Origin of the sequence: Pseudomonas cyclaminis (assembly GCF_015163715.1) — a bacterium.
Lineage (GTDB): Bacteria > Pseudomonadota > Gammaproteobacteria > Pseudomonadales > Pseudomonadaceae > Aquipseudomonas > Aquipseudomonas cyclaminis.
On sequence record NZ_JADDUM010000032.1, the window covers coordinates 18,160 to 44,490 of the forward strand.

A 26,331-nucleotide genomic window follows, 5' to 3' on the forward strand; every position below is an offset into this window, starting at 1 on the left:
AGTCGGGGTTTTTTATCGCCTTGAATCAGGCGCGACGTGCGATCACTTAGAAAACGTTGATCGGGTAGTCGGCGAACAGACGCAGTTCGTTACCGCCAACGTTGTAGTTGCTGGCGTTGTTGGAAACGCGCAGCCACGAGGCACGAGCACGCAGGCTCAGGTCTTTGGCTGGGCCGCTCTGAACGACGTATTTGAACTGGTTGAAGATTTCGCGCTCGGTGCCATTGCCGCGGTTGGACCCGTCGTCAATGTTGGTACCGCGTACGTAGGCCACGTTGTAGGTCAGACCCGGCACGCCGAAGGTGCTGAAGTCCAGACCATAGCCGGCTTGCCAGGAGCGTTCGTCCTTGCCGTTGAAGTCGGACCAGTAGGAGTTGGCCAGCAGGATGGTGTTGCCGCCGTCGCCGATGCCGCCTACGTTGCGGTAGCCGCCGTACAGGTAGCCGGTGTCGCCGGTGCTGCGCTGGTGAGCGACGGTGAAGCTGTGCGGGCCTACAGCCCATGTGGCGCCCAGGCTCCAGATTTTGTTGTCGCGAGCGTCTTCGCTGCCTTGGTTTTCCAGGGCGAAGCTCTTGTCCAGCTTGGTTTTGTAGCCGTTGAAGTCAAAGGTCAGCGACTGTTTTTCTGGCAGGGCCAGTACGTAGTTGACGTTGACGTATTGCTTCTTCAGCACGTCTTGCATGTCGGAGGCGTACAGCGCGGCCGACAGGCTTTCGGTGAATTTGTAGCTGCCACCGATGTAGTCGATGCTTTTCAGACGGCCGCTGTCGGTACCTTCGGCGCTCTTGCGAGCTTCCTTGGTGAAGTGACCGGCGTCGAGTTGCAGACCGGCGATCTCTTTGGAGACGATCGACGTACCCGTGAACGTTTCGGACAGCAGACGGGAGTTGTCGTAGGCCAGGACCGGAACGTTAGGGAACTGATCACCGTACTTGAGCACAGTGTTGGAAACGCGGAACTTGACGGCAGCACCGCCTTTGGCGAGGTCGTGCGGTGCCGAGCCAGGGTTTGCCGTGCCATCAGGGTTGGTGGTGCCATTACCCTGTTTGAAGAAGTCGATACCGCCCGCGCCGGCGCGGCCTTGGCCACCGTCCAGACGAATCGCGTATTGACCGATCACATCCACACCCACACCGACGGTGCCTTGGGTGAAGCCGGACTCGAACTTGCCGATGAAGCCCTGGCCCCATTCGGCTTTGTCTTGCTTGCCGTTCTTGTAGTCACGGCTGATGTAAGCGTTACGTGCTGCGATGTTCAGGTGGCTGTCTTCAACGAAACCCTTGGATTGCTCCTGGTCGTTTGCCATTGCTGCCGATGCGCTCAAAATCCCCAGAGCGATCAGACTCATCCGTTGCTTCAACATTTTCTTGTATTCCTTATTTCTGGTTGAGTACGCGCAGTGACACCAGGCTCCATGTCGCATTTTCTGGTGTCGACTTTCTCCGGAAAAAAGAAGGCCCGCGGACGACTTAACATGCCGCGGGCCTTTTCTTATTGGATGAGTCATGGCGGTTAGCCACAGGCGTTGGACGCAATCCTAGTCGTGCGTTGAACTATGTGTCAATTTCGCGAATCGTCTGTATTTAGGCGAAATAATTCTAAGCAACGGCCTACGGCCTTTCTGAAAACGACAAAAAACCTGTCGCGCATCGCCAAAAAACACATCTCGCAACATATTTCAAAGTCGATACGTTTGGTAATAGATAACGCGCGCAAATGCAAAGCATTACCATTAGCACGCTTTTCCTCCCAAACACTTTGGATACATTTCCCCATGCCTGCCCCTCGCCTGACGCCCATCACCCTTGGGCTCTCTGTTCTGTTGTCTGCCGGTTTTGCCTGTGCGGCTACCACCTTGCCTGAAACCTCGATCAGCGCCGAAGCTGACGAAGACGACCCGCGTGTCAAGGAAACCAGCACCGCGACCCGCACCGCCACGCCCGTGCGTTATGTGCCCCAGGCCATCGATTCGGTGAAGACCGAGAACCTGCGGTCCTACGGCACCAACGACCTGGGCCAGGCATTGAGCGGCATCCCCAACGTGAGCAGTGGCGCCGATACGCGCTTCGACAGTTTGCGCATCCGTGGTTTTGACGCGAGCAATGATTTCTACCTGGACGGCATTCGCGACGACAGCCAGTATGTGCGCGACCTGCATAACATCGAGCGTATCGAAGTGCTCAAAGGGCCTGCGGCCGTGCTTTACGGGCGAGGCGGTCAGGGAGGGATCGTCAACCGCGTGAGCAAGCTGCCAACGGCCGGGCACAAGTCGAGCATCGAGGCTCAGGGCGGCAGCAATGATATGCGCAGCCTGTATGCCGACCTGAGCACTGACCCCACCGATAACATCAGCCTGCGCCTGAACATGGGCAACCAGGACAACAACAGCTTTCGCGACGACGTCAGCGGCAGTCGCCAACTGTTTGCGCCGTCCATGAGCTGGCAGCTCACGCCTGAGCTGAACTGGCTGGTGCAATACGAATACAGCCGCTACAACCGCACGCCGGATCGCGGTGTGCCCGGCGTCAATGGGCGCCCGGCGGATGTGAGCCGCAGCACCACCTACGGCGACGGTCGCGACTACATCGACGACAAGACCCAGTCCCTGCGCTCCAAGCTGGCCTACGAACTCAACGACAACTGGCAACTGCGCCAGACCCTCGGCGTATTCAAGCTCGACAGCGATTTCGACAACACCTACCAAACCGCCTACAACCGTCTGAACAACAGCGTGACGCGCCAACGCTGGCAGCAGGACCTGAACACCCTCAACATTTTCAACAACGTCGAGCTCGAAGGCAGCTTCAGTACCTACGGCCTGGAGCATCGCCTGCTCACCGGCCTTGAGCTGGGCAGTCAACGTCGCGATCCGAAGCTATACAGTGCAGGCCTGACCGTACCGGCGCTTGACCTCAACCAGCCGAATCGTCATCTGAGCCACACCGGGCGCATGAACGTGTCGAGCAACAACCACACCGAAGTCGAAAGCCGCGCCATTTACGTCCAGGACCAACTGCGCCTGAATGATCAGTGGCAAGTGCTGGCCGGCGTGCGTTACGACATGTTTGAAGTGAGCACCAAAAACAAGCTGACCAATATTCAGCAGGAGGTCGACAGCCGCAAGGCCAGCCCACGTTTCGGCCTGGTGTGGACGCCTCTGGAACACCACTCGTTTTATGCGTCATGGAGCAAGACCTTCTCCCCGGCCGGTGGCGGTTTGATCGGCATCACCCCGAACGCCGCCGGCAGCGTCAACGACCTGAGCCCCGAACTGACCAAGCAGAAAGAAATCGGCGTAAAAAGCGACTGGCTCGACGACCGCCTGAGCACCACCCTGGCGGTGTACGAACTGGAACTCTACAACCGCCGCACCAGCGACCCGCTGGACCGTACCATCACCCTGCTCAGCGGCCTGCAACGCTCGCGTGGCGTGGAGCTGACCGCCACCGGCAAGATCGTCGGCAACTGGTCTGTACGCGGCGGTATCGGGGTGCAGGATGCCAAGGTCGAGAAGGACAACAACGGCTTTGAGGGCAAACGCGTCAGCGATGTGGCCAAGCGCAATGCGAGTCTGTTTATCACCTGGAAACCGGAAATGGGCTGGTACGCGGAAACCGGTTTGACGCTGGTGGGCGACCGTTACGCCGACAACCTCAACACTGTAGTCCTACCCGGTTATGGCACTTGGGACGGGTTGGTGGGGTTCCGCCATAAGGAATGGGATGTGCGGGCGGCGCTGAACAACATTGCCGACAAGACTTACTACGAATCGGCGACCAGCGTGGCGCAGATTCAGCCGGGCGAGCCGCGTAACCTGGTGGTAACGGGCACTTACAGTTTCTAAAGCCCGCTCCCACATTTGGCTCTGAGTGTCCTTCAGTTACACATCAACTCACACAACGCGTGCACTTCATCCTCGCTGAACAGCCCCACCGGGTAGCGTTCACTCATCACACTGCGCAGATCCGGCTGCTGCCGGGCCTGCCGCGTGCCGTGTTCCTTCAACCAGTGCCCCAGCGCATGGATCGTGTCGTTGTTAACCCGTGAAGGGTGGAAGGTGCGCGTGTACATCGGGTTGATATCGGCGTTCATTTCAGCGCTCTCTCCTACTGCTTGAGCGGCTAACTTACTCAAGGTTTATGACAGAACTGTGCAGTCATCACCTTGGGCCACTGTGGCAACACCGATACAAGAGCTATGCCAATGTGGCGTGTTTACAGGCAGACAGACACAAAAAAGCCCCCGGCCTTACGGGGCCGGGGGCTTGCTGTGAGCGCGGTAACCGAGTAGCGCCGCACTTGCGCAAAGGCGCTGTTACAACTGCACTCAGTTTTTGTGCGGGGCCGGCTGCTGTTGGGTCAGGCAGTGGATATTGCCGCCGCCCAGTAACAGTTCACGGCCGGGCACCATCACCACTTCGTGTTGCGGGAACAGGTTCTGCAGGATGGCCTTGGCTTCGCTGTCCAGCGGGTCGTCGAAACTTGGCGCGATGATGCCGCCGTTGACGATCAGGAAGTTGACGTAGGAACCGGCCAACCGCACGGTCGGATTGCGTTCCTGGGTGCCATCCACCGGATCGACACCTGCGCATTCTTCCTCAGTGGCGTACAGCGGCCCCGGGATCGGCATTTTATGCACTGTAAACGGGCGTCCCTGGGCGTCGGTGTTGCTTTGCAGCACGTCCATGGCCGCGTGGCAGCGCGCGTAGTTCGGGTCTTGCACATCGTCGGTCCAGGCCAGTAACACTTCGCCAGGGCGCACGTAGCAGCAGAAGTTATCCACATGGCCGTCAGTTTCGTCGTTGAACAGGCCATCCGGCAGCCAGATGATCTTATCCACAGCCAGGTTGGCACTCAGCACCGCTTCAATCTCGGCACGGTCGAGGTGCGGGTTGCGATTGCGGTTGAGCAGGCATTCTTCGGTGGTGATCAGGGTGCCTTCACCATCGACATGGATGGAACCGCCTTCCAGCACAAATCCTTCGGTGCGGTAACGCGGCGCACGTTCGATCTCGAGGATCTTGCCGCCCACCTGCGAGTCGCGATTCCACGGCGAGTACAGCCCGCCATCAAAACCGCCCCAGGCGTTGAAATCCCAGTTCACGCCGCGCACTTCGCCGCTGCTGTTGATCACGAACGTCGGGCCGGTGTCGCGTACCCAGGCGTCATCGCTGGACATTTCCACCACACGAATATTCGGCACATCCAAACGGGCGCGGGCGTTTTCGTACTGGCCGGCGGACACCGCCACGGTCACCGGTTCAAACCGTGCAATGGCCTTGGCCACCGCCACATGCGCCGCCTGCGCCGGCTTGCCACCCAGACGCCAGTTGTCCGGGCGCTCGGGCCAGACCATCCAGGTCTGGGTCTGTGGCGCCCATTCGGCAGGCATATGGAAGCCATCGGCGCGGGGTGTGCTGTGCAGGGTGGTCATGGCGATCAGGGCTCCGAATGGCGGGGTAGATGCCGACTTTATAACGGATAAAAATCGGCTTTAAAAGCGATCAAACAGCATGATCGATAAATATGACAGGGAATAACCGATAACAATCGATTAATTACAAGTGTTCATCGAGCACCTTCGACAGCATGTCGACAAAAAAGTCCACGCTCTGTTTAGACGTCACCATCGGCGGTTTGATTTTGAGGATGTTCAGATAGTCACCGGTCGGTTGCATGAAAATCCCCAACTCGCGCAGACGGTCGCACAGCAGCGTGGTCTCTTCGGTCGCTGGCTCCAGGGTTTGCCGATCGCGCACCAACTCCAGGCCCAGATAAAAACCGGAACCGTGAACCGCGCCCACCAAGGGGTGGCGATCGATCAGTGCTTCCAAGCGCGCCTTGAAATGCCCTCCTACCACTTGGGCGTTTTCCCACAGTTTTTCTTCTTCCATTACGTCCAGCACCGCCATGCCGATACGGCAACTTACCGGGCTGCCCCCAGACGACGAGAAGAAATACCCTTCCGCCTCCAGCGCCTCGGCGATGTCCCGGCGGGTAATCACTGCACCGAGTGGCTGGCCGTTGCCCATGCCCTTGGCCATGGTAATGATGTCGGGCATCACGCCCTGCTCTTCAAAGCCCCAGAAGAAATGCCCCATGCGGCCGTAGCCCACCTGCACTTCATCGGCGATGCACACGCCGCCGTGGGCGCGAACCAACCCGTACACCTGCTGCAAATAACCCGGCGGCAGAGAGATGCCACCGGCATTGCCGTACACCGGCTCACAGATAAACCCGGCCAACTGACGTTTGCTTGCGGCGATTTTCGCCAGGTTGTGTTCCACGCTTCGTACGTAGTCTGGCGCACTGTCCTGCCCACGGAATTCACCGCGATAGGTGTTCGGCGCGGTCACCGGGTGCACCCAGTCCGGGCGGCTGCTCAGCGCCTGGGGGTTGTCGGCAATCGAGGTGGACACCGCGTCCGCCGCCACCGACCAGCCGTGATACGCCTCCAGCACGCTGAGCATGTCGCGCCCGCCGCTGTAAGCCCAGGCCAGGCGGATGGCCAGGTCGTTGGCCTCGGTGCCGCTGTTGACCAGGAACACCCGGTCCATGCCCGCCGGCGCCAACGCCAGCAAGCGCTCGGAAAACTCGGCAATTGCGGCATAGTGAAACCGCGAGTTGGTATTGAGCAGCGACCATTGCCGCGCCGCAACCGCCGCCATGCGTGGGTGGCCATGACCCAACACCGCGACGTTGTTGAGCATGTCCAGGTAGGAACGGCCCTGCATGTCGATCAGATGGTTGCGCCAGCCGCGTTCGATGCGTGGCGGATCAACGTAATAGTGTTTTTGCGAACGGGCAAAACTGGCGTCACGGCGGGCCAGCAGCGCGTGAGGGTCCAGCTCCGGTTCGGCATCGCACGCCAGCCCCAGCAAGGCGGCGGGCGATGGGCACAAGGCTTGCCAGGCCAATGCGCGAGACGGTGTGCAAAACAGCGGCGGTTCGAGTTCGGCACGGCACAGTTGCACGGTCAGCGGCGCATGAACCTCGCCCAGGACCTGCCCTTTTACCAGCAACGAGCCCGGCTTCAATGAAGTGTTCACTCCCCATAGCCGTACGCTCAGCTCGACGCCTCGCACACTCACAAGGCCATCGCCGCCCTGGTGCAGCGTCCCGGCAAAAGGCACTTCCAGCAACGTGCCGTGGGGCAAATGCAGCTCTACATGGAGCGCGAAAGTGTCCGGCTCGGCGGCGCTGTCCGGGCAGGTACGCGACAGCCGATATTGCCCATACCGACTGGCTGCCAACCCATGCACGGTTGCGGCTTCATCCAATAACCGACGGTCGATCCCAGGTGTTTCCCAATTGCCCGCCTCGAAATGCGGACTGAGCACGCCCAGGTCGATCAGCGCAAACTCCCGCCCTACCAGACCGGGGAGCAAGGGGGCGAAGTCCTCGCTGGCAATCGGCGCCAGTGTCTCGCCGACACTGCTGAGAATCGCAGCCGCCATCAGTTCAAACGGCACCGAGGTGGCCACATGGAAAATCTCCCACTCGTGCTCGGCGTTTTTCAACAGGTAAGCGTTATCCGGATCCAGGCACTGCTGCTGTTCGCTGCTCAGCACCAGCACTGCCGCACGGGCGACGATCAACGGCCACAGCGCCTGCAATTCTTCACGTTGCAGCGGCGTAACCGCATGACACGCCTGGACCGCCGGCAGGATGGCAAACGGGTCGCCCTCGGCATGGTGCAACAGGGCGGCGCAGGTCACCGACAGGTCGGCAATGCGCCAGGTGTGCACCAGGTCGCCGAAATCGATGACACCCTGAAGTTGCCAATGCCGCTGGGCATCGCGTTGCCACACCACGTTGTCGTCAGTGATGTCCATGTGCACGGCCTGCCACGGCAGGCGCTCGGCCAAGGGGCGCAGGCGCGCTTCAACCTGTTCGGCGATCTGTTCCAACGCGGCCCGGTGGGGCAGGTTTTCCAGGGTGGCCAACAGGTGGCTGATCAGTTCACCGGCATGGCGCGGGTCCCACTGCAGGGTGCGCTCCAGGCCAGGGTGGGTGAAGTCAGCCAGCGCGAGGCTCATGCGACCGCACAGGTCACCGAAGCCTGCAATCACATCGCGTCCCAGATGCGGCAGATGGGTCAACGGCTGGCCGTCGATGTAGTCCAGCAGCCGCAGGTGCAGGGTTTGGCCGTCGACCGTCACGGTCAGCAGTTCTTCACCGTTCAGTGCCTTGATGACCTTGGGCACGCGTACGCCCCGCAATGTATTGAGGGCCGCGTGCTGGGCGTGCAACTCCACTGCCGCGTAGTCGCCCCGGCAGATCTTGAGAACAAACCGGCCACGGGAGCTGTCGACTTTGTAATTGAGGTCTTGCTGGCTGCCCAGTGACTGCAACGTGCCACTAAGGCCGTAATGCTGCGCGAGGAGTTGAGCCGCCTGATCGGGGCCTACTTGCGGGCAGGGTAGACTGGCACGGTGGATCAACGTGGCGAGCAGCATAGGGGTGGCCTCAATTTTTTAGAGGTGTATATCGCCATTGTTCAGGGGACTTGCGCAACCCCCACATACAGACCGCCCTGACCAGCGCCATAACACCAGCTATGCTCCACTCGCTAAACGTCCGTCTAAGGAAAAAGGGCCCCCGTCATGCGCATTCTCATTACCGGTGGCGCCGGTTTTATCGGTTCTGCTTTGATACGTCACCTGATTCAGCACACCGAGCATGAAGTGCTCAACCTCGACAAACTCACCTACGCCGGCAACCTGGAATCGCTGACCAGCATCGCGTCCGACAGCCGCTATGAGTTTGTCCAGGCCGACATCATCGACCAAGCCACCGTCAGCGCCGTGCTCGCGCGCTTCGAGCCTCACGCGATCATGCACCTGGCCGCTGAATCCCACGTCGACCGTTCGATTGACGGCCCGTCGGATTTTATCCAGACCAATATCGTCGGCACCTACAGCCTGCTGGAAGCCGCTCGTGGCTACTGGCAAACACTGTCCGGGCCGGACAAGAGCGCGTTTCGCTTCCACCATATTTCTACCGATGAGGTCTACGGCGACCTCCACGGCGTGGACGATCTGTTCACCGAAACCACGCCCTACGCGCCCAGCTCGCCCTACTCGGCCAGCAAAGCCGCGTCCGACCACTTGGTCCGCGCCTGGCAACGCACCTACGGTCTGCCCGTGCTGCTGACCAACTGCTCGAACAACTACGGCCCCTTCCACTTTCCTGAAAAGTTGATTCCGCTGGTGATCCTCAACGCCCTCGCGGGCAAGCCGTTGCCGGTCTATGGTGATGGCTTGCAAGTGCGCGACTGGCTGTTTGTAGAGGACCATGCGCGTGCGCTGCTCACCGTCGTGACGCACGGCGCGGTCGGCGAGACCTACAACATCGGCGGCCACAACGAGCAAAAGAACATCGACGTCGTGCGCAGCATCTGCCATTTGCTGGAAGAATTGGCACCCCAACATCCACACGGCGTCGAGCAATACACCGACCTGATCACGTTCGTGAAAGACCGTCCAGGCCACGACCAACGCTACGCGATCGACGCCAGCAAAATCGAGCGCGAACTGGGCTGGGTCCCCGAAGAAACCTTTGAAACCGGGCTGCGCAAAACCGTGCAGTGGTACCTCGATAACCTGGAATGGTGCCGCAGGGTCCAGGACGGCAGTTATCAGGGTGAACGACTGGGCAACACCGACATGAGGGATCTGATCGCATGATGAAAGGAATCGTATTGGCCGGTGGCTCCGGCACGCGCCTGCACCCCATCACCCTGGGTGTTTCCAAACAACTGCTGCCGGTCTACGACAAGCCGATGATCTACTACCCGATCTCGGTACTGATGCTGGCCGGCATCAAGGAGATCCTGGTGATCTCCACCCCGGCGGACTTACCGCAATACCGCAACCTGCTGGGTGACGGCAGCCAGTTTGGCGTGACCTTCAGCTACGCCGAGCAACCGACGCCGGACGGGCTGGCGCAAGCCTTCCTGATTGGCGAGCAGTTCATCGGCAACAACCCTGTGTGCCTGATCCTGGGCGACAATATTTTCCACGGCCAGCGTTTCAGCGAGCAGTTGCATGCGGCGGTGAATCGCGGCAAAGGCGCCACGGTATTTGGCTATTGGGTCAAAGATCCGGAGCGCTTCGGCGTGATCGACTTCGACAGCGAAGGCCGCGCCCTGTCCATCGAAGAAAAACCCGCCGTACCCAAATCCAGCTATGCCGTCACCGGCCTGTATTTCTACGACAACGACGTGATCAGCATCGCCAAGGCGGTCAAACCCTCCGCCCGAGGTGAACTGGAAATCACCGACGTCAACAACGCTTACCTCAAGCGCGGTGACTTGCAAGTGGAGCGCTTCGGTCGAGGCTTCGCCTGGCTGGATACTGGCACCCACGACAGTTTGCTCGACGCCTCGCAGTACGTGCAGACCATCGAGCGCCGCCAGGGCCTCAAAGTGGCGTGCCTTGAAGAAATCGCCTACAGCAACGGCTGGATCGACCGCGACCACTTGCTGGAGCGCGCCAACTATTTCGGCAAGACCGGTTATGGCCAGTACCTGTATTCCCTGGCGGGAGACAACCAGTGAATGTCGTCGACACCTCGCTTCCCGGCGTCTTGATCCTCGAACCAAAAGTGTTCGGTGACGAGCGCGGTTTTTTCTACGAAAGCTTCAATGCCCGCGCCTTTGCCGAGGCCACCGGGCTCAAGCGCGAGTTTGTGCAGGACAACCACTCGCGCTCGCAAAAAAACGTGCTGCGGGGCCTGCATTACCAACTGGAGCACACCCAGGGCAAACTGGTGCGTGTCACCGCGGGCGAAGTGCTCGATGTCGCCGTGGACATTCGCCGCAGCTCGCCGAACTTCGGCCAGTGGGTGGGTGTACGCCTGTCGGCGCAAAACCATCGCCAGTTGTGGGTTCCGGAAGGGTTTGCCCATGGGTTTGTGGTGCTGAGCGACTACGCCGAGTTCCTCTACAAGACCACCGACTACTACCAGCCGAGCGCCGAGCGCAGCATCCTGTGGAATGACCCGACGCTGGCCATCGACTGGGAGCTGACCGAGCCGCCGCAACTGTCCGCCAAGGACCAGGCGGGCAAACTGCTGATGGACGCCGACCTGTTCCCATGAAGATTCTGATTACCGGCCAACATGGCCAAGTCTCCCAGGCACTGCAACAGCACCTTCAGGGGCTGGGCGAGCTGATTGTGCTCGGCAGCCACCAACTCGACCTGGCCAAACCGGAGCAGATCCGCGAGCAGACCCGCGCCCATCGCCCCGACCTGATCATCAACGCCGCCGCCCACACGGCAGTCGATCAGGCCGAAAGCGAACCGGACGCCGCCTTCGCCATCAACGCTATCGCCCCCGGCATCCTCGCGGAGGAAGCCAAGGCCCTGGGCGTTCCGCTGATTCACTACTCCACCGACTACGTGTTCGACGGCAGCAAGCCTGCGCCCTACACCGAGGTCGACGCGCCGAACCCGTTGGGTGTCTACGGCCAGAGCAAGCTGGCGGGCGAGCAGGCGATTGCCGCGGTGGGCGGCGAATACCTGATTCTGCGCACCAGTTGGGTCTACTCCAACACGGGCAAGAATTTCCTGCTGACCATGCAACGTCTGCTGCAAGAGAAACCGCAGATGCGCATCGTGGCCGACCAGATTGGCGCGCAACATGGGCCGGCACCATTGCCGGCAGCACCCGCGCATTGATCGAGCGTTGGCAGGCCGGCGAGACCGGGGAATGGGGCGTCTATCACCTGACGGCCCAGGGTGAGACGTCGTGGTTCGGCTTCGCCCAGGCGATTGGCGAGCACCTGCGCGCCGAAGGGAAACACTGTGCTGAACTTGAGCCGATCCCCTCCAGCGCCTACCCGACGCCCGCCAAGCGCCCACTGAACTCGCGCCTCGATTGCCGCCGCTTGCAGCAACAGTGGCACGTCAGCCAGCCAGATTGGCAAGACGCATTGCGCGAGTGTCTTGCACAGCAGCACTAGGCATAATGCGCCTGTACCCACAGGCGCACGACTCCCATGACTCCATCCCTTCCGCGAAGACCCCGCTGGCGCAGCCTCGCCCTGCTGGCGTTGTGCCTGGCACCGCTGCTGTGGCCATTGGAGCACTTGGCCGAGCGCTATTACCGCAGCGAACTGGCCGGGCAGAACCGCCAGACCCTCGACCTGTACGTCGCCAACCTGCTGGGCACCCTGCACCGCTATGAAGTGCTGCCACAGATCCTCGGCGACTTGCCCGCCCTGCGTACCGTGCTGGACGCGCCGAACATCAGCACCCACCAGATCAACGCCAACCTGCTGCTCAAGGACGTCGCCGCCCAGGCCGGCGTGGAAGTGATGTACCTGATGGACACCACCGGCAAGACCCTCGCCGCCTCGAACTGGGACAAACAGGACAGTTTTGTCGGGCGCAACTTCTCGTTCCGCCCCTACTTCAGCGAAGCCATGGCCGGGCGCCTGGGACGGTTTTTCGGCCTGGGTACAACGTCGGCCAAACGCGGTTACTTCTTCGCCGCCGCCGTGCGCGAGGGTGACAAGATCATCGGCGTGCTGGTGGTCAAGGTCGACCTGGACCACACCGAAAGCCTGTGGGGCAACACGCCTGAACAACTGCTGGTCACCGACCACAACGGCGTGGTGATCCTCACCTCGCGCCCGCAATGGCGGTTCCGCGCCACTCGGCCACTGACCGCCGAAGAGCGCCAGGCGATCATTGCGATCCAGCCCTACCCGACCCGCGACCCACAACCGCTGAGCCTGAGCAGCACCGCGTGGCTGCGCCAATCCACGGCCATCGCCGAGACCGGCTGGAACGTGGAAATCCTCGCGCCGCAATCCTTGATCAGCCGCCCGGTGCGCACGGTGGTCGCCGTGGGCGGTGCCACGCTGCTGGTGCTGATGTTGCTGCTCGGTTTGATGATGCAACGACGCCGCCATTACCTGGATCGCATTGCGTTTGAAGCCAAGGCACGTCGCGAGCTGGAAGCCCGAGTGGTCGAACGGACCAGCGATCTGGAAGGCCTGAACCGGCGGCTCAAACAAGAAGTGCTGGAGCGCGAACACGCCCAGCAGGAACTGGTGCGCGCCCAGGATGATCTGGTGCAAGCGGGCAAGCTGTCGGCGTTGGGCACCATGTCGGCGAGTATCAGCCACGAACTCAATCAGCCCCTGGCCGCGATTCGCAGCTATGCGGAAAACGCCGAGATCCTGCTGGACCATGAACGCACCGCCGATGCGCGGGGCAACCTCAAGTTGATCAGCGAACTGACCGGGCGTATGGCCTCGATCATCGCCCACCTGCGCGCCTTCGCCCGACGCGACCGACATGCGCCGGAGAGCGTGGCCCTGCAACCGGCGCTGGACGACGCGCTCGCGCTGTTGGCCAAGCGGCGGCGGTCGATGGAAGTGGAGCTGATCCGTGATCTGCCGGAGGCAACGCTGTGGGTGCAGGCCGGCGAAACCCGTCTGCGCCAAGTGCTGGGCAACCTGTTGGCCAACGCCCTCGACGCCCTCACCGAAAAAGGCCCACCGCGCAAACTCTGGCTGAGTGCCGAAACCACCGCGCAGGGCGTCAACCTGTACATCCGCGACAATGGCCCAGGGTTTTGCATGGAAGCGCTGGGCCGCGCCAGCGAGCCGTTTTACACCACCAAGACCCGCACCCAGGGCCTGGGGTTGGGCCTGGCGATCTGTGAGACCCTGATGCGTGCCTTTGGCGGCGAACTGTCGTTCGCTAACCATAAGGAAGGTGGCGCGCTGTTAACCCTGAAATTGCGTGCCGGCTCGCCGGGCGTCAGTCTGCAACCGTCCGAGGACCGCAGTGTATGAGTATCGATAACCAGATTCAGGTGGTGTTGATCGACGACGATCCACACCTGCGTCAGGCCCTGTGCCAGACCCTGGACCTGGCCGGGCTGAAAGTCCTGACCCTGGGCGAAGCCACCGGCCTCACCGCGCGCCTGTCGCGGGACTGGCCGGGCGTCGTGGTCAGCGACATCCGCATGCCCGGCATGGACGGCCTGGAGCTGCTGGCCGAACTGCACGGCCAGGACCCCGACCTGCCGGTGCTGCTGATTACCGGCCACGGCGACGTGCCGCTGGCGGTACAGGCCATGCGCGCCGGCGCCTATGACTTCCTTGAAAAACCCTTTGCCAGCGATTCGCTGCTCGACAGCGTACGTCGCGCCCTGGCCCTGCGCCGCCTGGTACTGGACAACCGCAGCCTGCGTCTGGCCCTCAGCGACCGCCAGCAACTGAGCACACGCCTGGTAGGCCACTCGCCACAGATGCTGCGGCTGCGCGAGCAGATCGGTGCACTGGCGGCGACCAAGGCCGACGTGCTGATCCTGGGTGAAACCGGCGCCGGCAAAGAAGTCGTGGCCCGCGCACTGCACGACCTGTCGAGCCGCCGCAGCGGCCCGTTTGTGGCGATCAACGCCGGTGCCCTGGCGGAATCGGTGGTGGAGAGCGAGCTGTTCGGCCATGAACCCGGCGCCTTTACCGGGGCGCAGAAACGCCGTATCGGCAAGTTCGAATTTGCCAACGGCGGCACCTTGTTCCTCGATGAAATTGAAAGCATGAGCCTGGATGTACAGGTCAAACTGCTGCGCCTGTTGCAGGAGCGCGTGGTGGAGCGCCTGGGCGGCAATCAACTGATCCCGCTGGATATCCGCATCATCGCCGCCACCAAGGAAGACCTGCGCCAGTCCGCCGACCAGGGCCGTTTCCGCGCCGACTTGTATTACCGTCTCAACGTTGCGCCGCTGCGCATTCCGCCGCTGCGCGAGCGCGGTGAAGATGCGTTGATGCTGTTCCAGCACTTCGCCGACGAAGCCAGCAGCCGCCACGGCCTGACGTTGCACGAGCTGCAGCCGGGCCAGCGCGCACTGTTGTTGCGTCACAACTGGCCGGGCAATGTGCGGGAATTGCAGAACGCCGCCGAGCGCTTTGCGCTGGGCCTGGAACTGGCACTCGACAGCACGCCGGACAATCCCGCCAGCAGTGTGCTGACCTCCACGCCGGGCGGCTTGAGCGAGCAGGTCGAGCAGTTCGAGAAAAGCCTGATCGCCGCCGAACTGACCCGTCCCCACAGCTCCATGCGCAGCCTCGCAGAAGCCCTCGGCGTGCCGCGCAAGACCTTGCACGACAAACTGCGCAAGCACGGCCTGAACTTCGCCAACCAAAGCGCTGACGACGAATGACCCAGCCCACCCACCCAGAGGCCCCCATGAGCCGCGACAGCCGTTACTTGGAATCCATCCTGCACCACGACATCCCCCTGACCCGGGAAATGGGCCTCAAGGTGCTCGACTGGCAAGGCGGGCAACTGCAGCTGCACCTACCCCTGCAAGCCAACATCAACCACAAGAGCACCATGTTCGGCGGCAGCCTCTACTGCGGCGCGGTGCTGGCCGGTTGGGGCTGGCTGCACCTGCAACTGCGCGAGGAAGGGGTTGAAGACGGGCATATCGTGATTCAGGAAGGGCAGATCAGTTATCCACTGCCGGTGACGCGGGATGCGACCGCTGTGTGCGCGGCGCCGGAAGAGAAAGTGTGGAAGCGCTTTTTGGCAACCTACAAGCGCTATGGCCGGGCGCGCTTGGCGCTGGAGACGTGGATTGTGAATGAGGGCAGCGAGGAACACGCGGTGGCCTTCACCGGCCAGTACGTCCTGCACCGCTAGAAGCCAATACACAAAACAAATGTGGGAGGGGGCTTGCCCCCCGATGGCGGTGGTTCAGTCACTGGTGTATTTGACTGACACGCCGCTATCGGGGGCAAGCCCCCTCCAACATTTTGATCTGCGGTGGTTTAAGATCTTGCGAGGGTCAACAATCGCTCGCGCCACGCAGCCTTCGCCGGCAGTGCCAGGAAAAACGGGTTCAGCAAAGACTCCCGCGCCGGATAGCTGAACGGCTCGCCACTCAACTCCAGCACCTCACCTCCCGCGCCTTCCAATACCCCCTGAGCCGCAGCCGTATCCCACTGCGAAGTCGGCGCCAGGCGCGGGTAGCAGTCGGCGCTGCCCTCGGCCAACAGGCAGAACTTCAACGAGCTGCCGATATTCGCCAACTTCAACTCACCCAGGCCAGCGCTCAACCCATCCAGCAAACGTTCCTGCTCGGGGCTGGTATGTCGACGGCTGGCAACCACGGTAAACGCCTCACCCACCGCCGGCGCTGCACGCACCTGGATCTGCCTGGGCGCTTCATTCACATCCGAGCGCCACGCGCCTAAACCTGCGCCGCCAAAGTAGCAACGGCCGCTGGTGGGCATCGACACCACACCGAACACCACCCGCCCATGCTCGATCAGGGCGATATTCACGGTGAACTCTTCACTGCCGGCGATAAATTCCTTGGTGCCGTCCAGCGGATCCACCAGCCACCAACGCGTCCAGCCGGCGCGCACGCTCTGGTCGATATCGGCGTCTTCTTCGGACAGCACGGGGATGCTCGGGTCCAGTGCGGTAAGGCCAGCGAGAATCAGATGGTGAGCAGCGAGGTCCGCTGCCGTCACCGGCGAATCGTCGGCCTTGGAGGTCACCGCAACATCGGCGCGCCAGTATGGCAGGATGACTTCACCCGCTTGGCGAGCCAGTTCGATCACAGGGGCGATAAACGGATGGCCTAAAAACAGTTCGCTCATGCGGTAAACGCTCCACGCTGGATCAACAGGTCTCGTACCAGGTACAACGCCGCCAAGGCGCGACCTTCACTGAATTGCTCGTTTTGCGCCAACTGCGACAGCTCACGCAGGTTGACCCGATCCACGCGCATCGGCTCGGGCTCATCGCCTTCCAGGCGCTCTTCATAAAGATCGGTGGCCAGCACCACCTGGATTTTCTGGCTCATGTAACCGGGCGACAGCGACAGCTCGGTAATGTGTTCCAACTGCCGCGCGCCGTAGCCGGCTTCTTCCTTGAGCTCACGGTCTGCCGCCGCCAGCACGTCTTCGCCCGGTTCGATCAGGCCCTTGGGCAAGGACAACTCATATTCGTCGGTACCGCCGCAGTACTCTTCCACCAGCAATGCATGATCTTCGTCGATCATTGCCACGATCATCACCGCGCCGTAGCCGGCACCGCGGCCCACCAGGCGCTCGTAGGTCCGCTCAACGCCATTGGAAAAGCGCAATTGCACTTCCTCCACGCGGAACAAACGGCTACTGGCGACTATTTCGCGGGCGAGGACGGTGGGTTTCTGGCGCATAAGCGGCTCCTTGGCGTGATCGGGTTACTATACCGTGGCTTTTCCGATTGTCTGTGTCGGATATCTTTACTTACATGAGAACGCCCCATGCCCTGTTTGCCCTGGCACGCCATCGACACCGTCCTGCTGGACATGGACGGCACCCTGCTCGACCTGCATTACGACAACCACTTCTGGATGGAACACCTGCCCCAGCGTTACGCCGAGTTGCACGGGGTGAGCCGGGCCATGGCCGAGATGGAATTGCTGCCCCTGTTCGAGCGTAACGCCGGACAGTTGCAATGGTATTGCCTGGATTTCTGGAGCGCGGAACTGAAGATCCCGGTGCGCGACCTCAAGCTGGAAACCGCCCACTTGATCGCCCTGCGCCCGGATGCCGACACCTTTCTGGCGGCGATCAAACAGGCCGGCAAGCGTGTGATCCTGATCACCAACGCCCATCGTGATTCGCTGTCATTGAAGCTGGAACGCATTGAACTGGCGCCGTATTTCGAGCGGTTGATCAGCTCCCACGACTACGGTTTCGCCAAGGAAAACCCACAGTTCTGGGATGCCCTGCAAGCCGACATCGAGTTTGATCCTTCGCGCAGCCTGTTTATTGACGACACCTTGCCAATTCTGCGCAGCGCCAGGGATTTTGGTGTGGGGCATCTGCTGGCGGTAAAAGAGCCGGACAGCAAAAAAGCACCCAAGGATACTGCTGAGTTTGCAGCCGTCGGTGATTACCGCGACCTCATTGTCGGACTCTGATCAAATGTGGGAGGGGGCCAAGCCCCCTCTCACACTTTTACTCAGGGATACGCAGTGACTGGCCTGGATAGATCTTGTCCGGGTGCGACAACAACGGCTTGTTGGCCTCGAAAATCTTGTTGTACTTATTGGCGTCGCCGTATTCGACCTTGGCAATCGCGCTCAGGGTGTCGCCTTTTTTCACTACGACGAAACGGGCAGCCGCAACAACTGGCCCGAGAACAGTGATCTGGTCATCCACTTTCGCAACACCGGAAATATTGCCCAGCGCCAGCAGGATTTTCTCTTTCTCTTCCTGGGTGGCGACCTCACCCGTCACGGTCACCGTGTCGCCGTCCACCGTGGTCTGCACATTCGGATTCCCCAGACCCACCTTCGACACGTGATCCTTCAACTGCTCACTCGCGTTCGCATTACCCGGCGTCAACAGGTCGACAATCTTTTCGCCGGCTTCTTTGATAAAGCTGAAAATGCTCATTAGTGCGCTCTCCTTGGTAGTTGTATTCCAGATGCCCAAGACTAGACCAGTCCTACAGATTTGGGTTCCAGTCCGGCCAAAGACCCAAACGCGCTAGAATCCCCCCGCCATTGGAATAAGCCCTGGAGCGAAGATGGACATCAAACAGCTGAAATTCCTCATCGCCCTCGATGAAACCCGTCACTTCGGCCAGGCAGCGGCGCGTTGCCACATCACCCAGCCCACCCTGTCGATGCGCCTGCGCAGCCTCGAAGAAGAGTTGGACTTGCCTTTGGTCAATCGCGGCCAGCGTTTCGAAGGTTTCACCGCGCCCGGCGAACGGGTGCTGGCGTGGGCCCGCACCGTGCTGGCGGCGTATGACGGCTTACAGGCTGAGGCTGCTGCCTGTCGCGGCAACCTGGTGGGCACATTGCGCTTGGGCGTGGTGCCACTGTCGAGCTTTGATCCGTTGGCGTTGATGCAGCAACTGCACAAAGAGCACCCGAGCCTGCGCTTTGAGCTTTCGGCCTTAAGCTCCGAACAGATCCTTGAACAACTGGCGAGCAACCGCCTGGACCTGGGCGTCTCTTATCTGGAACGCTTGGATAATGAACGCTTTGACTCGCTGGCCCTGGGAGAAACCCGCATGGGCTTGCTCTACGACCAGCGGTTCTTCAGTTTTGGTGATAAGCCGTTGAGCTGGGAAGCATTGATCGAGCTGCCTTTGGGCATGCTCACCAGCGGCATGCACTTTCGCCAGTCCATCGACCACAACTTCCACAGCCGCGGGCTCAACCCCCAACCGCTGTTGCAGACCGATGCCGTACATCAGTTGCTGCAAGCGGTGCACGGCGGACTGTGCTGCGCGGTAATGCCGCTGGACGGCGGCCTGGATGCGCTCACCGAGCACTTGCGCCTGCAACCTATCGAGGATGCCCACACCCTCGCACGCCTTGGGCTGATCATGCGCCGCAGCGCACCGCGTTCCGCGTTGGCGGAGGCGTGTTTCGCGCTGTTTCAGAAATCGCAAAACGCGTCTTGATCGACGTCATCTATCGGTAGATCAGTACTGGCAATTAGACGCGACGCTTTGTCGCGCCTAGTCTAAACACTGATCAATCCGCCGGTGGTACTGCCCCATGAACGCCAAGCGCCCAGTCTGCGCGGCGCCCGCCTCTGAAACGCCCGCGCCCGCCGCCAGCCAGAGCTACCAATACTGCAATCTCGAACACACAGAGGTCGCCAGCACTGCGTTGGCGGAAGAAGTGGCGTTGGCGATCGCCTATAACGACATCAGCCAGGCAGTGATGCTGGTCACGCCGACGGACCTGGAAGACTTCATCGTCGGTTTCAGCATAGGCAGCGGGATTATCGCTGACGTTAGCGACATTTATGATCTGAAACTCAGCGGTTCTGGTTCGACACAGTATGCCCAGGTGCAGATTTCCAGCCGTGCGTTCTGGAATCTCAAGCAGCAACGGCGTCAATTGGCGGGTACCAGCGGCTGCGGATTGTGCGGTGTAGAGGCGGTGGAACAAGCCTTGCCGGACCTTAAGGTCTTGCCCGGCGCACCGTTGCCTCCAGCGGAATGGCTTGATGGCCTGCGCCAGCGCATCAGCGCCTTCCAACCTTTGGGCCAATACAGCGGCGCGGTGCATGCAGCGGTGTTCATGAACGGCCAAGGCGAATTGCTGATGGGCCGCGAAGACATCGGTCGCCATAACGCCCTCGATAAGTTGATCGGTGCGCTGATCCGCCAAAAGATCCCGACCGACGGCGGACTGGCGATTGTCACCAGCCGTTGCAGCCTCGAATTGATCCAGAAAGTGTTGCGCGCAGGCATCCAGACCCTGGTCAGCCTGTCGTCGCCCACCGGCCTGGCCCTGCAATGGGCACGCCGGCATAACCTCAATCTCATCCACCTGCCGCAAAAAAATGCGCCGCGGGTCTACAGCCCTGCGATGGAGAACCAGCCGTGAGCAATCATCATCAAGCCGACCAAACCCCAACCCCGCGCTATAAGCCTTATAAAGGCGCGGCGGGTGGCTGGGGCGCGCTGATCAGCGTGGCGCAGGCCTGGCTGACCAGTGACAACGCGCTGAAGAACCTGCGCATGATGCTCAAGACCAACCAGAACGGAGGCTTCGATTGCCCGGGCTGCGCCTGGGGGGACTCGCCGGAAAGCGGCATGGTCAAGTTCTGCGAAAACGGCGCCAAGGCAGTCAACTGGGAAGCCACCAAACGTCGTGTGGATGCGGCCTTCTTCGCCAAACACAGCGTCACTGCACTGCTGGAACAGAGCGATTACTGGCTTGAATACCAGGGCCGCCTGACCGAGCCGATGCGCTACGACGCCGAAAGCGACCGCTACACACCGGTCAGCTGGGAAGCGGCCTTCGACCTGATCGGCAAACATCTCAATGCACTGCCAAGCCCAGACATGGCCGAGTTCTACACCTCGGGCCGGGCCAGCAACGAAGCGGCGTATCTGTATCAGTTGTTCGTGCGCGCCTACGGCACCAACAACTTCCCGGACTGCTCGAACATGTGCCATGAGGCCAGCGGCGTGGCCCTGGCGCAAAGCGTGGGCGTCGGCAAAGGCACCGTGACCTTTGATGATTTCGAACATGCCGACGCGATTTTCGTCTGGGGCCAAAACCCCGGCACCAACCACCCGCGTATGCTCGAACCCTTGCGTGAAGCGGTCAAACGCGGCGCCCAGGTGGTGTGTATCAATCCGCTGAAAGAGCGCGGCCTGGAACGCTTCCAGCACCCGCAACACCCGCTGGAAATGCTCACCAACGGCGACAAGCCGACCAACACCGCCTACTTCCGCCCCGCATTGGGTGGCGACATGGCCATCCTGCGCGGCATGGCCAAGTTCCTGCTGCTGTGGGAACGCCAGGCTCAGGCAGAAGGCAAGGAAGCCGTGTTCGACCACGACTTCCTCAACGAACACACCACCAACGTGCTTGATTACCTGGGCCAGATCGACGACACCTCCTGGGATGAAATCGTCGCGCAGTCCGGACTGCCGCTGGTGGAGATCGAGCAAGCGGCGCGCATGTATGCCAAAGGCAAGAATGTGATCATGTGCTGGGCGATGGGCATCACCCAGCATCGCCACTCGGTGCCGACGATCCAGGAAATCGCCAACCTGATGCTGCTGCGGGGCAACATCGGTCGCCCAGGCGCCGGCCTGTGCCCGGTGCGAGGCCACAGCAACGTGCAGGGCGACCGCACCATGGGCATCAACGAGCGCCCACCGGTAGCGTTCCTCGACGCGCTGGAGCGTCGCTTCAAGTTCCAGGTGCCACGCACCAATGGTCACAACGTGGTGGAAGCGATTCACGCCATGCTGGAAGGCCGCTCCAAAGTGTTTATCGGCCTGGGCGGCAACTTCGCCCAAGCCACCCCGGACAGCCCGCGCACCTTCGAAGCGCTGCGCAATTGCGACCTGACCGTGCAGATCAGCACCAAGCTCAACCGCAGCCACCTGATGCATGGCAAGGACGCGCTGATCCTGCCGTGCCTGGGCCGTACCGACATCGACATCCAGGCCGACGGCCCGCAAGCGGTCACGGTGGAAGACTCGTTCAGCATGGTTCACGGCTCCAATGGCCAACTGCAACCGCTGTCGAAGCTGATGAAATCCGAGCCGGCAATCCTGGCCGGCATTGCCGCCGCGACGCTGGGCAGCAAGCCGGTGGATTGGAACTGGCTGGTGGCTGACTACAGACGCATCCGCGACCTGATTGCCGACACCATCCCGGGCTTCAAGGACTTCAACGAGAAAATCAAAAACCCAGGTGGCTTCTACTTGGGTAACTCCGCCGGCGCACGTCGCTGGAACACCCCGTCGGGCCGCGCCAACTTCCGCCCGAACATCCTGCCCAAAGACCTGATCCACGAACGCACCCACGCCACGGGCCGGGTACCGGATCTGATCATGCAGTCGATGCGCTCCCACGATCAGTACAACACCACCATTTATGGGCTCGACGACCGCTATCGCGGGGTGAAGGGCCAGCGCGACGTCTTGTTCGTCAACGAAGCCGACATCATCCGCCTGGGCTTCAAGCCAGGGCAGAAGGCTGACATCGTGTCGCTGTGGGAAGATGGCCGTGAGCGTCGTGTGAAAGGCTTCACCTTGCTGGCATTTGATATTCCGGCAGGCCAGGCTGCCGCTTACTACCCGGAAGTGAACCCGCTGGTGCCGCTGGAAAGCACCGGGGATGGCAGCCATACGCCGACATCAAAGTTCGTGGCGATCCGATTGGAGGCCGCAAGTGACAATGGGCTGATCATGGCGCGTACGGCCTGACTGATCATTTCGGACACAAAAAAGGCCGCTTTTGCATAAAAGCGGCGTTCCGAAGTAGCTAATGACCCGCAAAAATCACTTAAGTTCCATAGCTAAAACAGTAACTTAGCGAATTGTGTACAACTCGTGTTACTGGTCGGATTTCTATTGTCACCATGTCAATACAGCCTCAGGATCGCGCCGTCATCCTCTTGAGGTTTCCCGAATGAAGTTCTCCTCGATTCTCTTGTTGTCCCTTGGCCTGGTCAGTGGCGCAGCCATGGCCGGTGGCACCACCGAAGCCGGTGTAGGCGGCGCATTGGGCGGGGTTCTAGGTTCTGTCGTCGGCCAGCAATTAGGCGGCAATACCGGTTCGACCATCGGCGCGGCCCTGGGCGGCGCAGGTGGTAGTGCAGTTGGCGCCGACAAGCGCAGCCGTGGCGAAGCCGCTATTGGCGGCGCGCTGGGCGCAGCCGGCGGCAACGTCGTAGGCCGCAGTGTCGGCGGCAGCACCGGTGCACTGATCGGCTCGGCCGCCGGCGGTGGCGCGGGCGGTGCACTGGGCAACTACATGGGTAACAAGAGCGATGACGATGATCGTCGTGATCGCGGGCGCGATTCCCGTCGTTATGACCGTGATGACCATCCCGGCCGCGGCCATGCCTACGGGCATCGCAAGAACAAGCACCACTACCGTCACCGGTAAACTCGCGGTTTAACGCACACTGCATACCCATGTGGGAGCGGGCTTGCTCGCGAAGGCGGTCTTTCAGCTAGAGATGTGCTGATTGACTCACCGCTTTCGCGAACAAGCCCGCTCCCACATTTGCTTCAGTGCAGCTTGAAAAATCAGGTTTGGATGACCAACCGCTGCAACGCCTCGCGCAACATCCCCGCAATGGTCACTGGCTGGTTCGACCCCCGATCCACAAACACATGCACAAAGCGCCCCGCCGCGCAGGCTTCCTCTTCGCCTGCCTTGAACACTGCCAACTCATACTGCACTGAGCTATTGCCCAACTTGCCCACGCGCAGGCCGATGTCGATACGCTCGGGGAAGGCGATCGACGCAAAGTAATCGCACGCCGAACTCACCACAAACCCCACCACGTCGCCGCCATGAATATCCAACCCACCCTGCTCGATCAGGTAGGTGTTCACCGCCGTATCGAAGAAGCTGTAGTAGGTGACGTTGTTCACGTGGCCGTACACGTCATTGTCGTGCCAACGCGTGATGATCGGTTGGAAGTGAGGGTAATCGGCACGCTGTGGCACTGAATCAGGCATGGGCACCTCGGGTGAACGTGGGTTTACAGGTCATTCAAATGGACTTCGGACCAGCTGCGGACGTCGGCATAGGGATAGTCCTCCAGCGCTGCAAAACCGGGAATGCCCCGCGCCTTCAGCTTGGTAAACAACGGCACGCTGATGCCACCGAGAAAGCGCGTCAGCCGTTCCGCACCCGGTAGCTCGCCCGTGTGCTCATGATGCCTGTGGATAAAATCACCGCACAGCCCCATGAAATTTTTATCCACAAGCGGCGGTAACGCTGGCGGTGACGGCAGATGGGCCACATGGCCGTGGCAGACCGAGCAATGTCCGCAGCGCTCGGGGGCTTTTTCATCACCAAAATACTGGGCCAGACGCTGACCCAGGCACTGTTCGGTGGCGAACAGATCAAGCATGGCGTGAATCCGCGCCACTTCCGTCACCTCGTGCTGCTTGAAGCCTGTGTATAACTCGGCGCTCAGCACCTGTGGATCAAAGTCGGTGTTCAGCAGGCTGTAGACCTCCGTCATCTGCTTGCTTTCCAACTCGATCAGGCCCTGTTCCTGGAAGTAATCCAGCGCCTTCACCACGCGATTGCGCTCGGCATTGTGCTGTTGATACAGCGCATCGAAATCCACCGTCGCCCAGGTTTTCGCACGCTTGCACACCTGGATAATCGCCGCGACAAACTGCTGCCGCTCACCAGAAAACCGCGCCAGCAACGCTTCAGGTTCGATCAGGTACTTGAACCGGTACTCGGCATAAAACGCGTAGCGCGGCGCGATCACGCCCTTGAGTTCCAACTGCACCAGCAGCGTCTTGAGTGGCAGCTCGCGGATATTGCTGTGGTCCGACAGTGACCTCAGCAAAAACTCCCACTGCCCTTCACTGCGCGCCGCCTGCAAGTCCTCCAGCACCCGGCGGATACCCTGCTGCTCAGGCGTGTCACCGTACACAAAGTTTTCCAGCACATTGAGGCTGTCACGATTGGCCAACACCAGACAGTCCGAGGGCTGCCCATCACGCCCGGCACGGCCGATTTCCTGGCTGTAGTTCTCGATGGATTTGGGCAGGTCGAAGTGCACCACATTGCGGATGTCACTCTTGTCGATGCCCATGCCGAACGCGATGGTGGCAACGATGCAATTGGAACGCCCGCCCATGAAGCGCTGCTGGATGCCCTCACGTTTATCGTGGGGCAACCCGGCGTGATACGCCTCGGCCTGGATGCCATTGCGATTCAGGTGCTCGGCGATCTGCTCAGCGGTTTTCTGCAGGGTGACGTAGACGATGCTCGGCTGGTTGGCGCGCTCGTTCATCCACTGCACCAGGCGACGACGCTTGTCGGCACCGCTGACCGGTTCGACCAGCAGGTTCAGGTTCGGCCTGTAGAACCCCGTGGTCACCACATCACCCGGAGCAATGGCGAACTTCGCCTGCATATCGGCAATCACCTTGGGCGTGGCTGTAGCCGTCAACAGCAGAGCTTGTGGGATCTTGAACTGGCGCTGGTAGTCCGGCAGCTTCAGGTAGTCCGGACGGAAGTTGTGGCCCCACTCGGAAATACAGTGCGCCTCGTCCACCACCAGCAGCGAGATCTGCACACTTTGCAGAAAGTTGCGAAAACGCTCGTTCTTCAAGCGCTCTACGGAAATCATCAGGATTTTCAGTTCACCGGAACGGGCGCGGGCCATTACGTCATTGGCGTCATCGCGGCTCTGGGCCGAATCGATACTGCCTGCCGAAATACCATGGCGCTGCAAAAAGCCCAACTGGTCTTGCATCAACGCCAGCAGTGGCGAGACCACCAGCGTCAGGTGCGGCAACAACACCGCCGACAGCTGATAACACAGGGATTTACCCGAACCCGTCGGGAAAATCGCGGCCGCAGAACGACCAGCCAGCACGGCGCTGACCGTTTCTTCCTGGCCCAAACGAAACTGGGGATAACCAAAGACCTGCTGGAGGGTGTCGTGCATAGGCTGTCACTCCATTGACCGCTGAAGGTGGCTTAAAAAAGTAGCCCAGTAAGCTCAGCGGATCGAGAAAGGTCGCATGGAAAAAAGAGACAGGATGATACACAGGGTGCAGCAATGGCCTTGGGCCAAATTCGAACGCGATTGTAGGAACAACGCTACACAAATGTGGGAGGGGGCTTGCCCCCGATTGCAGTGGGTCGAGCTACAAATAAGACTGACTGATCCACCGCTATCGGGGGCAAGCCCCCTCCCACATTTGTTTCTGTGTTGGGTCAGTCGGACCAGGGCGCTTTGCGGGAGTTGTTCAACTCAAGCAGGTAGCCATCGCCACCGAGTTGACTCATCTGCTGCCGAATCCACGCCGCCCGCCGCGCCAGC

General features: G+C 60.9%; 21 protein-coding genes and 2 pseudogenes. 13 read left to right on the forward strand and 10 right to left on the reverse strand.

Annotated features, from left to right (window positions below; translation table 11 throughout):
* Positions 1–46 precede the first annotated feature (46 nt).
* A complete protein-coding gene (locus IQK56_RS04770) occupies positions 47–1,363 on the reverse strand; it encodes an OprD family porin (protein WP_193862955.1) in 1,317 nt (438 codons plus the stop codon).
* A 411-nt stretch (positions 1,364–1,774) separates the two neighbouring features.
* Here IQK56_RS04770 and IQK56_RS04775 point away from each other — a divergent pair, with 411 nt between their 5' ends.
* Complete coding sequence (locus IQK56_RS04775) at positions 1,775–3,844, forward strand: TonB-dependent receptor (RefSeq protein WP_193862963.1); 2,070 nt, start codon at positions 1,775–1,777, stop codon at positions 3,842–3,844.
* A gap of 32 nt (positions 3,845–3,876) precedes the next feature.
* Here IQK56_RS04775 and IQK56_RS04780 read toward each other — a convergent pair whose 3' ends face one another.
* From IQK56_RS04780 to IQK56_RS04790, 3 genes are all read right to left on the reverse strand, one after another.
* Positions 3,877–4,092: a hypothetical protein gene (locus IQK56_RS04780; RefSeq protein WP_122310369.1), complete on the reverse strand. Its 216-nt coding sequence runs from the start codon at positions 4,090–4,092 to the stop codon at positions 3,877–3,879.
* Between the two features lie 234 nt (positions 4,093–4,326).
* Positions 4,327–5,433, reverse strand: a complete 1,107-nt coding sequence (gene aguA / locus IQK56_RS04785) for an agmatine deiminase (protein WP_193862965.1) — start codon at positions 5,431–5,433, stop codon at positions 4,327–4,329.
* A 124-nt stretch (positions 5,434–5,557) separates the two neighbouring features.
* Positions 5,558–8,458 (reverse strand): aminotransferase, encoded by a 2,901-nt coding sequence (locus IQK56_RS04790; protein ID WP_193862967.1) that lies wholly within the window; start codon positions 8,456–8,458, stop codon positions 5,558–5,560.
* Between the two features lie 147 nt (positions 8,459–8,605).
* Here IQK56_RS04790 and rfbB point away from each other — a divergent pair, with 147 nt between their 5' ends.
* The 7 genes and pseudogenes from rfbB (at position 8,606) to IQK56_RS04825 (ending at position 15,667) form a co-directional block, all read left to right on the forward strand.
* Entirely contained in the window at positions 8,606–9,688 is a 1,083-nt protein-coding gene (gene rfbB, locus IQK56_RS04795; protein ID WP_150676268.1) for a dTDP-glucose 4,6-dehydratase, read from the forward strand.
* Positions 9,685–10,560, forward strand: a complete 876-nt coding sequence (gene rfbA / locus IQK56_RS04800; RefSeq protein ID WP_122310377.1) for a glucose-1-phosphate thymidylyltransferase RfbA — start codon at positions 9,685–9,687, stop codon at positions 10,558–10,560. Before rfbB ends, rfbA begins: the two co-directional genes overlap by 4 nt.
* Entirely contained in the window at positions 10,557–11,102 is a 546-nt protein-coding gene (gene rfbC / locus IQK56_RS04805; RefSeq protein WP_193862969.1) for a dTDP-4-dehydrorhamnose 3,5-epimerase, read from the forward strand. The genes rfbA and rfbC overlap by 4 nt, the downstream gene beginning before the upstream one ends.
* A pseudogene (rfbD, locus tag IQK56_RS04810) lies at positions 11,099–11,967 on the forward strand (dTDP-4-dehydrorhamnose reductase). Before rfbC ends, rfbD begins: the two are co-directional and overlap by 4 nt.
* Before the next feature lie 36 nt (positions 11,968–12,003).
* Complete coding sequence (locus tag IQK56_RS04815; RefSeq protein WP_193862973.1) at positions 12,004–13,812, forward strand: sensor histidine kinase; 1,809 nt, start codon at positions 12,004–12,006, stop codon at positions 13,810–13,812.
* A complete protein-coding gene (locus IQK56_RS04820) occupies positions 13,809–15,185 on the forward strand; it encodes a sigma-54-dependent transcriptional regulator (protein ID WP_122310385.1) in 1,377 nt (458 codons plus the stop codon). Before IQK56_RS04815 ends, IQK56_RS04820 begins: the two co-directional genes overlap by 4 nt.
* A gap of 26 nt (positions 15,186–15,211) precedes the next feature.
* Positions 15,212–15,667, forward strand: a complete 456-nt coding sequence (locus tag IQK56_RS04825) for a YiiD C-terminal domain-containing protein (protein WP_122310387.1) — start codon at positions 15,212–15,214, stop codon at positions 15,665–15,667.
* Positions 15,668–15,795: 128 nt separating this feature from the next.
* Here the strand turns inward: IQK56_RS04825 and cysQ are convergent, their stop codons facing one another.
* Entirely contained in the window at positions 15,796–16,632 is an 837-nt protein-coding gene (gene cysQ, locus IQK56_RS04830) for a 3'(2'),5'-bisphosphate nucleotidase CysQ (protein WP_122310389.1), read from the reverse strand.
* Positions 16,629–17,195, reverse strand: coding sequence for an ADP compounds hydrolase NudE (nudE, locus tag IQK56_RS04835; protein ID WP_101265489.1), 567 nt, complete (start codon positions 17,193–17,195; stop codon positions 16,629–16,631). Before nudE ends, cysQ begins: the two co-directional genes overlap by 4 nt.
* An 87-nt stretch (positions 17,196–17,282) precedes the next feature.
* Between nudE and yrfG the strand changes: the two genes are divergently transcribed.
* The gene (gene yrfG / locus IQK56_RS04840) at positions 17,283–17,945 is read left to right on the forward strand and encodes a GMP/IMP nucleotidase (RefSeq protein WP_193864175.1); all 663 of its coding nucleotides are present in this window, start codon (positions 17,283–17,285) and stop codon (positions 17,943–17,945) included.
* 37 nt (positions 17,946–17,982) lie between these two features.
* On the opposite strand, the gene lysM is transcribed toward yrfG, so the two are convergent.
* The gene (lysM, locus tag IQK56_RS04845) at positions 17,983–18,423 is read right to left on the reverse strand and encodes a peptidoglycan-binding protein LysM (protein ID WP_150762205.1); all 441 of its coding nucleotides are present in this window, start codon (positions 18,421–18,423) and stop codon (positions 17,983–17,985) included.
* A gap of 133 nt (positions 18,424–18,556) precedes the next feature.
* Between lysM and IQK56_RS04850 the strand changes: the two genes are divergently transcribed.
* The 4 genes from IQK56_RS04850 (at position 18,557) to IQK56_RS04865 (ending at position 23,411) form a co-directional block, all read left to right on the forward strand.
* The gene (locus IQK56_RS04850; protein WP_193864174.1) at positions 18,557–19,444 is read left to right on the forward strand and encodes a LysR family transcriptional regulator; all 888 of its coding nucleotides are present in this window, start codon (positions 18,557–18,559) and stop codon (positions 19,442–19,444) included.
* 97 nt (positions 19,445–19,541) lie between these two features.
* Positions 19,542–20,381, forward strand: a complete 840-nt coding sequence (gene fdhD, locus IQK56_RS04855; protein WP_150676261.1) for a formate dehydrogenase accessory sulfurtransferase FdhD — start codon at positions 19,542–19,544, stop codon at positions 20,379–20,381.
* Positions 20,378–22,726, forward strand: a complete 2,349-nt coding sequence (locus IQK56_RS04860; protein WP_193864173.1) for an FdhF/YdeP family oxidoreductase — start codon at positions 20,378–20,380, stop codon at positions 22,724–22,726. The genes fdhD and IQK56_RS04860 overlap by 4 nt, the downstream gene beginning before the upstream one ends.
* A 205-nt stretch (positions 22,727–22,931) precedes the next feature.
* Positions 22,932–23,411, forward strand: coding sequence for a glycine zipper domain-containing protein (locus IQK56_RS04865; RefSeq protein WP_150676259.1), 480 nt, complete (start codon positions 22,932–22,934; stop codon positions 23,409–23,411).
* A 143-nt stretch (positions 23,412–23,554) separates the two neighbouring features.
* Here the strand turns inward: IQK56_RS04865 and IQK56_RS04870 are convergent, their stop codons facing one another.
* From IQK56_RS04870 to mtgA, 3 genes and pseudogenes are all read right to left on the reverse strand, one after another.
* On the reverse strand, positions 23,555–23,992 hold the full coding sequence (locus IQK56_RS04870) for an acyl-CoA thioesterase (RefSeq protein WP_122310401.1): 438 nt from the start codon (positions 23,990–23,992) through the stop codon (positions 23,555–23,557).
* Between the two features lie 23 nt (positions 23,993–24,015).
* Positions 24,016–25,953 carry a RecQ family ATP-dependent DNA helicase gene (locus IQK56_RS04875; RefSeq protein ID WP_193864172.1) on the reverse strand — a complete coding sequence of 646 codons (1,938 nt, stop codon included), beginning with the start codon at positions 25,951–25,953 and terminating at the stop codon, positions 24,016–24,018.
* Positions 25,954–26,225: 272 nt separating this feature from the next.
* Positions 26,226–26,331 (reverse strand): annotated as a pseudogene (gene mtgA / locus IQK56_RS04880) (monofunctional biosynthetic peptidoglycan transglycosylase); the annotation flags it as partial.

Bases quoted from the DNA above. Each gene is read 5' to 3' on its own strand.
- yrfG (WP_193864175.1), top strand. From the start codon at position 17,283: ATGCCCTGTTTGCCCTGGCACGCCATCGACACCGTCCTGCTGGACATG.
- cysQ (WP_122310389.1), bottom strand. From the start codon at position 16,632: ATGAGCGAACTGTTTTTAGGCCATCCGTTTATCGCCCCTGTGATCGAA.
- rfbA (WP_122310377.1), top strand. From the start codon at position 9,685: ATGATGAAAGGAATCGTATTGGCCGGTGGCTCCGGCACGCGCCTGCAC.
- IQK56_RS04790 (WP_193862967.1), bottom strand. From the start codon at position 8,458: ATGCTGCTCGCCACGTTGATCCACCGTGCCAGTCTACCCTGCCCGCAA.
- IQK56_RS04825 (WP_122310387.1), top strand. From the start codon at position 15,212: ATGAGCCGCGACAGCCGTTACTTGGAATCCATCCTGCACCACGACATC.
- rfbB (WP_150676268.1), top strand. From the start codon at position 8,606: ATGCGCATTCTCATTACCGGTGGCGCCGGTTTTATCGGTTCTGCTTTG.
- IQK56_RS04820 (WP_122310385.1), top strand. From the start codon at position 13,809: ATGAGTATCGATAACCAGATTCAGGTGGTGTTGATCGACGACGATCCA.
- IQK56_RS04815 (WP_193862973.1), top strand. From the start codon at position 12,004: ATGACTCCATCCCTTCCGCGAAGACCCCGCTGGCGCAGCCTCGCCCTG.
- IQK56_RS04875 (WP_193864172.1), bottom strand. From the start codon at position 25,953: ATGCACGACACCCTCCAGCAGGTCTTTGGTTATCCCCAGTTTCGTTTG.
- lysM (WP_150762205.1), bottom strand. From the start codon at position 18,423: ATGAGCATTTTCAGCTTTATCAAAGAAGCCGGCGAAAAGATTGTCGAC.
- IQK56_RS04870 (WP_122310401.1), bottom strand. From the start codon at position 23,992: ATGCCTGATTCAGTGCCACAGCGTGCCGATTACCCTCACTTCCAACCG.
- IQK56_RS04770 (WP_193862955.1), bottom strand. From the start codon at position 1,363: ATGTTGAAGCAACGGATGAGTCTGATCGCTCTGGGGATTTTGAGCGCA.
- IQK56_RS04775 (WP_193862963.1), top strand. From the start codon at position 1,775: ATGCCTGCCCCTCGCCTGACGCCCATCACCCTTGGGCTCTCTGTTCTG.
- IQK56_RS04865 (WP_150676259.1), top strand. From the start codon at position 22,932: ATGAAGTTCTCCTCGATTCTCTTGTTGTCCCTTGGCCTGGTCAGTGGC.
- nudE (WP_101265489.1), bottom strand. From the start codon at position 17,195: ATGCGCCAGAAACCCACCGTCCTCGCCCGCGAAATAGTCGCCAGTAGC.
- aguA (WP_193862965.1), bottom strand. From the start codon at position 5,433: ATGACCACCCTGCACAGCACACCCCGCGCCGATGGCTTCCATATGCCT.
- IQK56_RS04780 (WP_122310369.1), bottom strand. From the start codon at position 4,092: ATGAACGCCGATATCAACCCGATGTACACGCGCACCTTCCACCCTTCA.
- fdhD (WP_150676261.1), top strand. From the start codon at position 19,542: ATGAACGCCAAGCGCCCAGTCTGCGCGGCGCCCGCCTCTGAAACGCCC.
- IQK56_RS04850 (WP_193864174.1), top strand. From the start codon at position 18,557: ATGGACATCAAACAGCTGAAATTCCTCATCGCCCTCGATGAAACCCGT.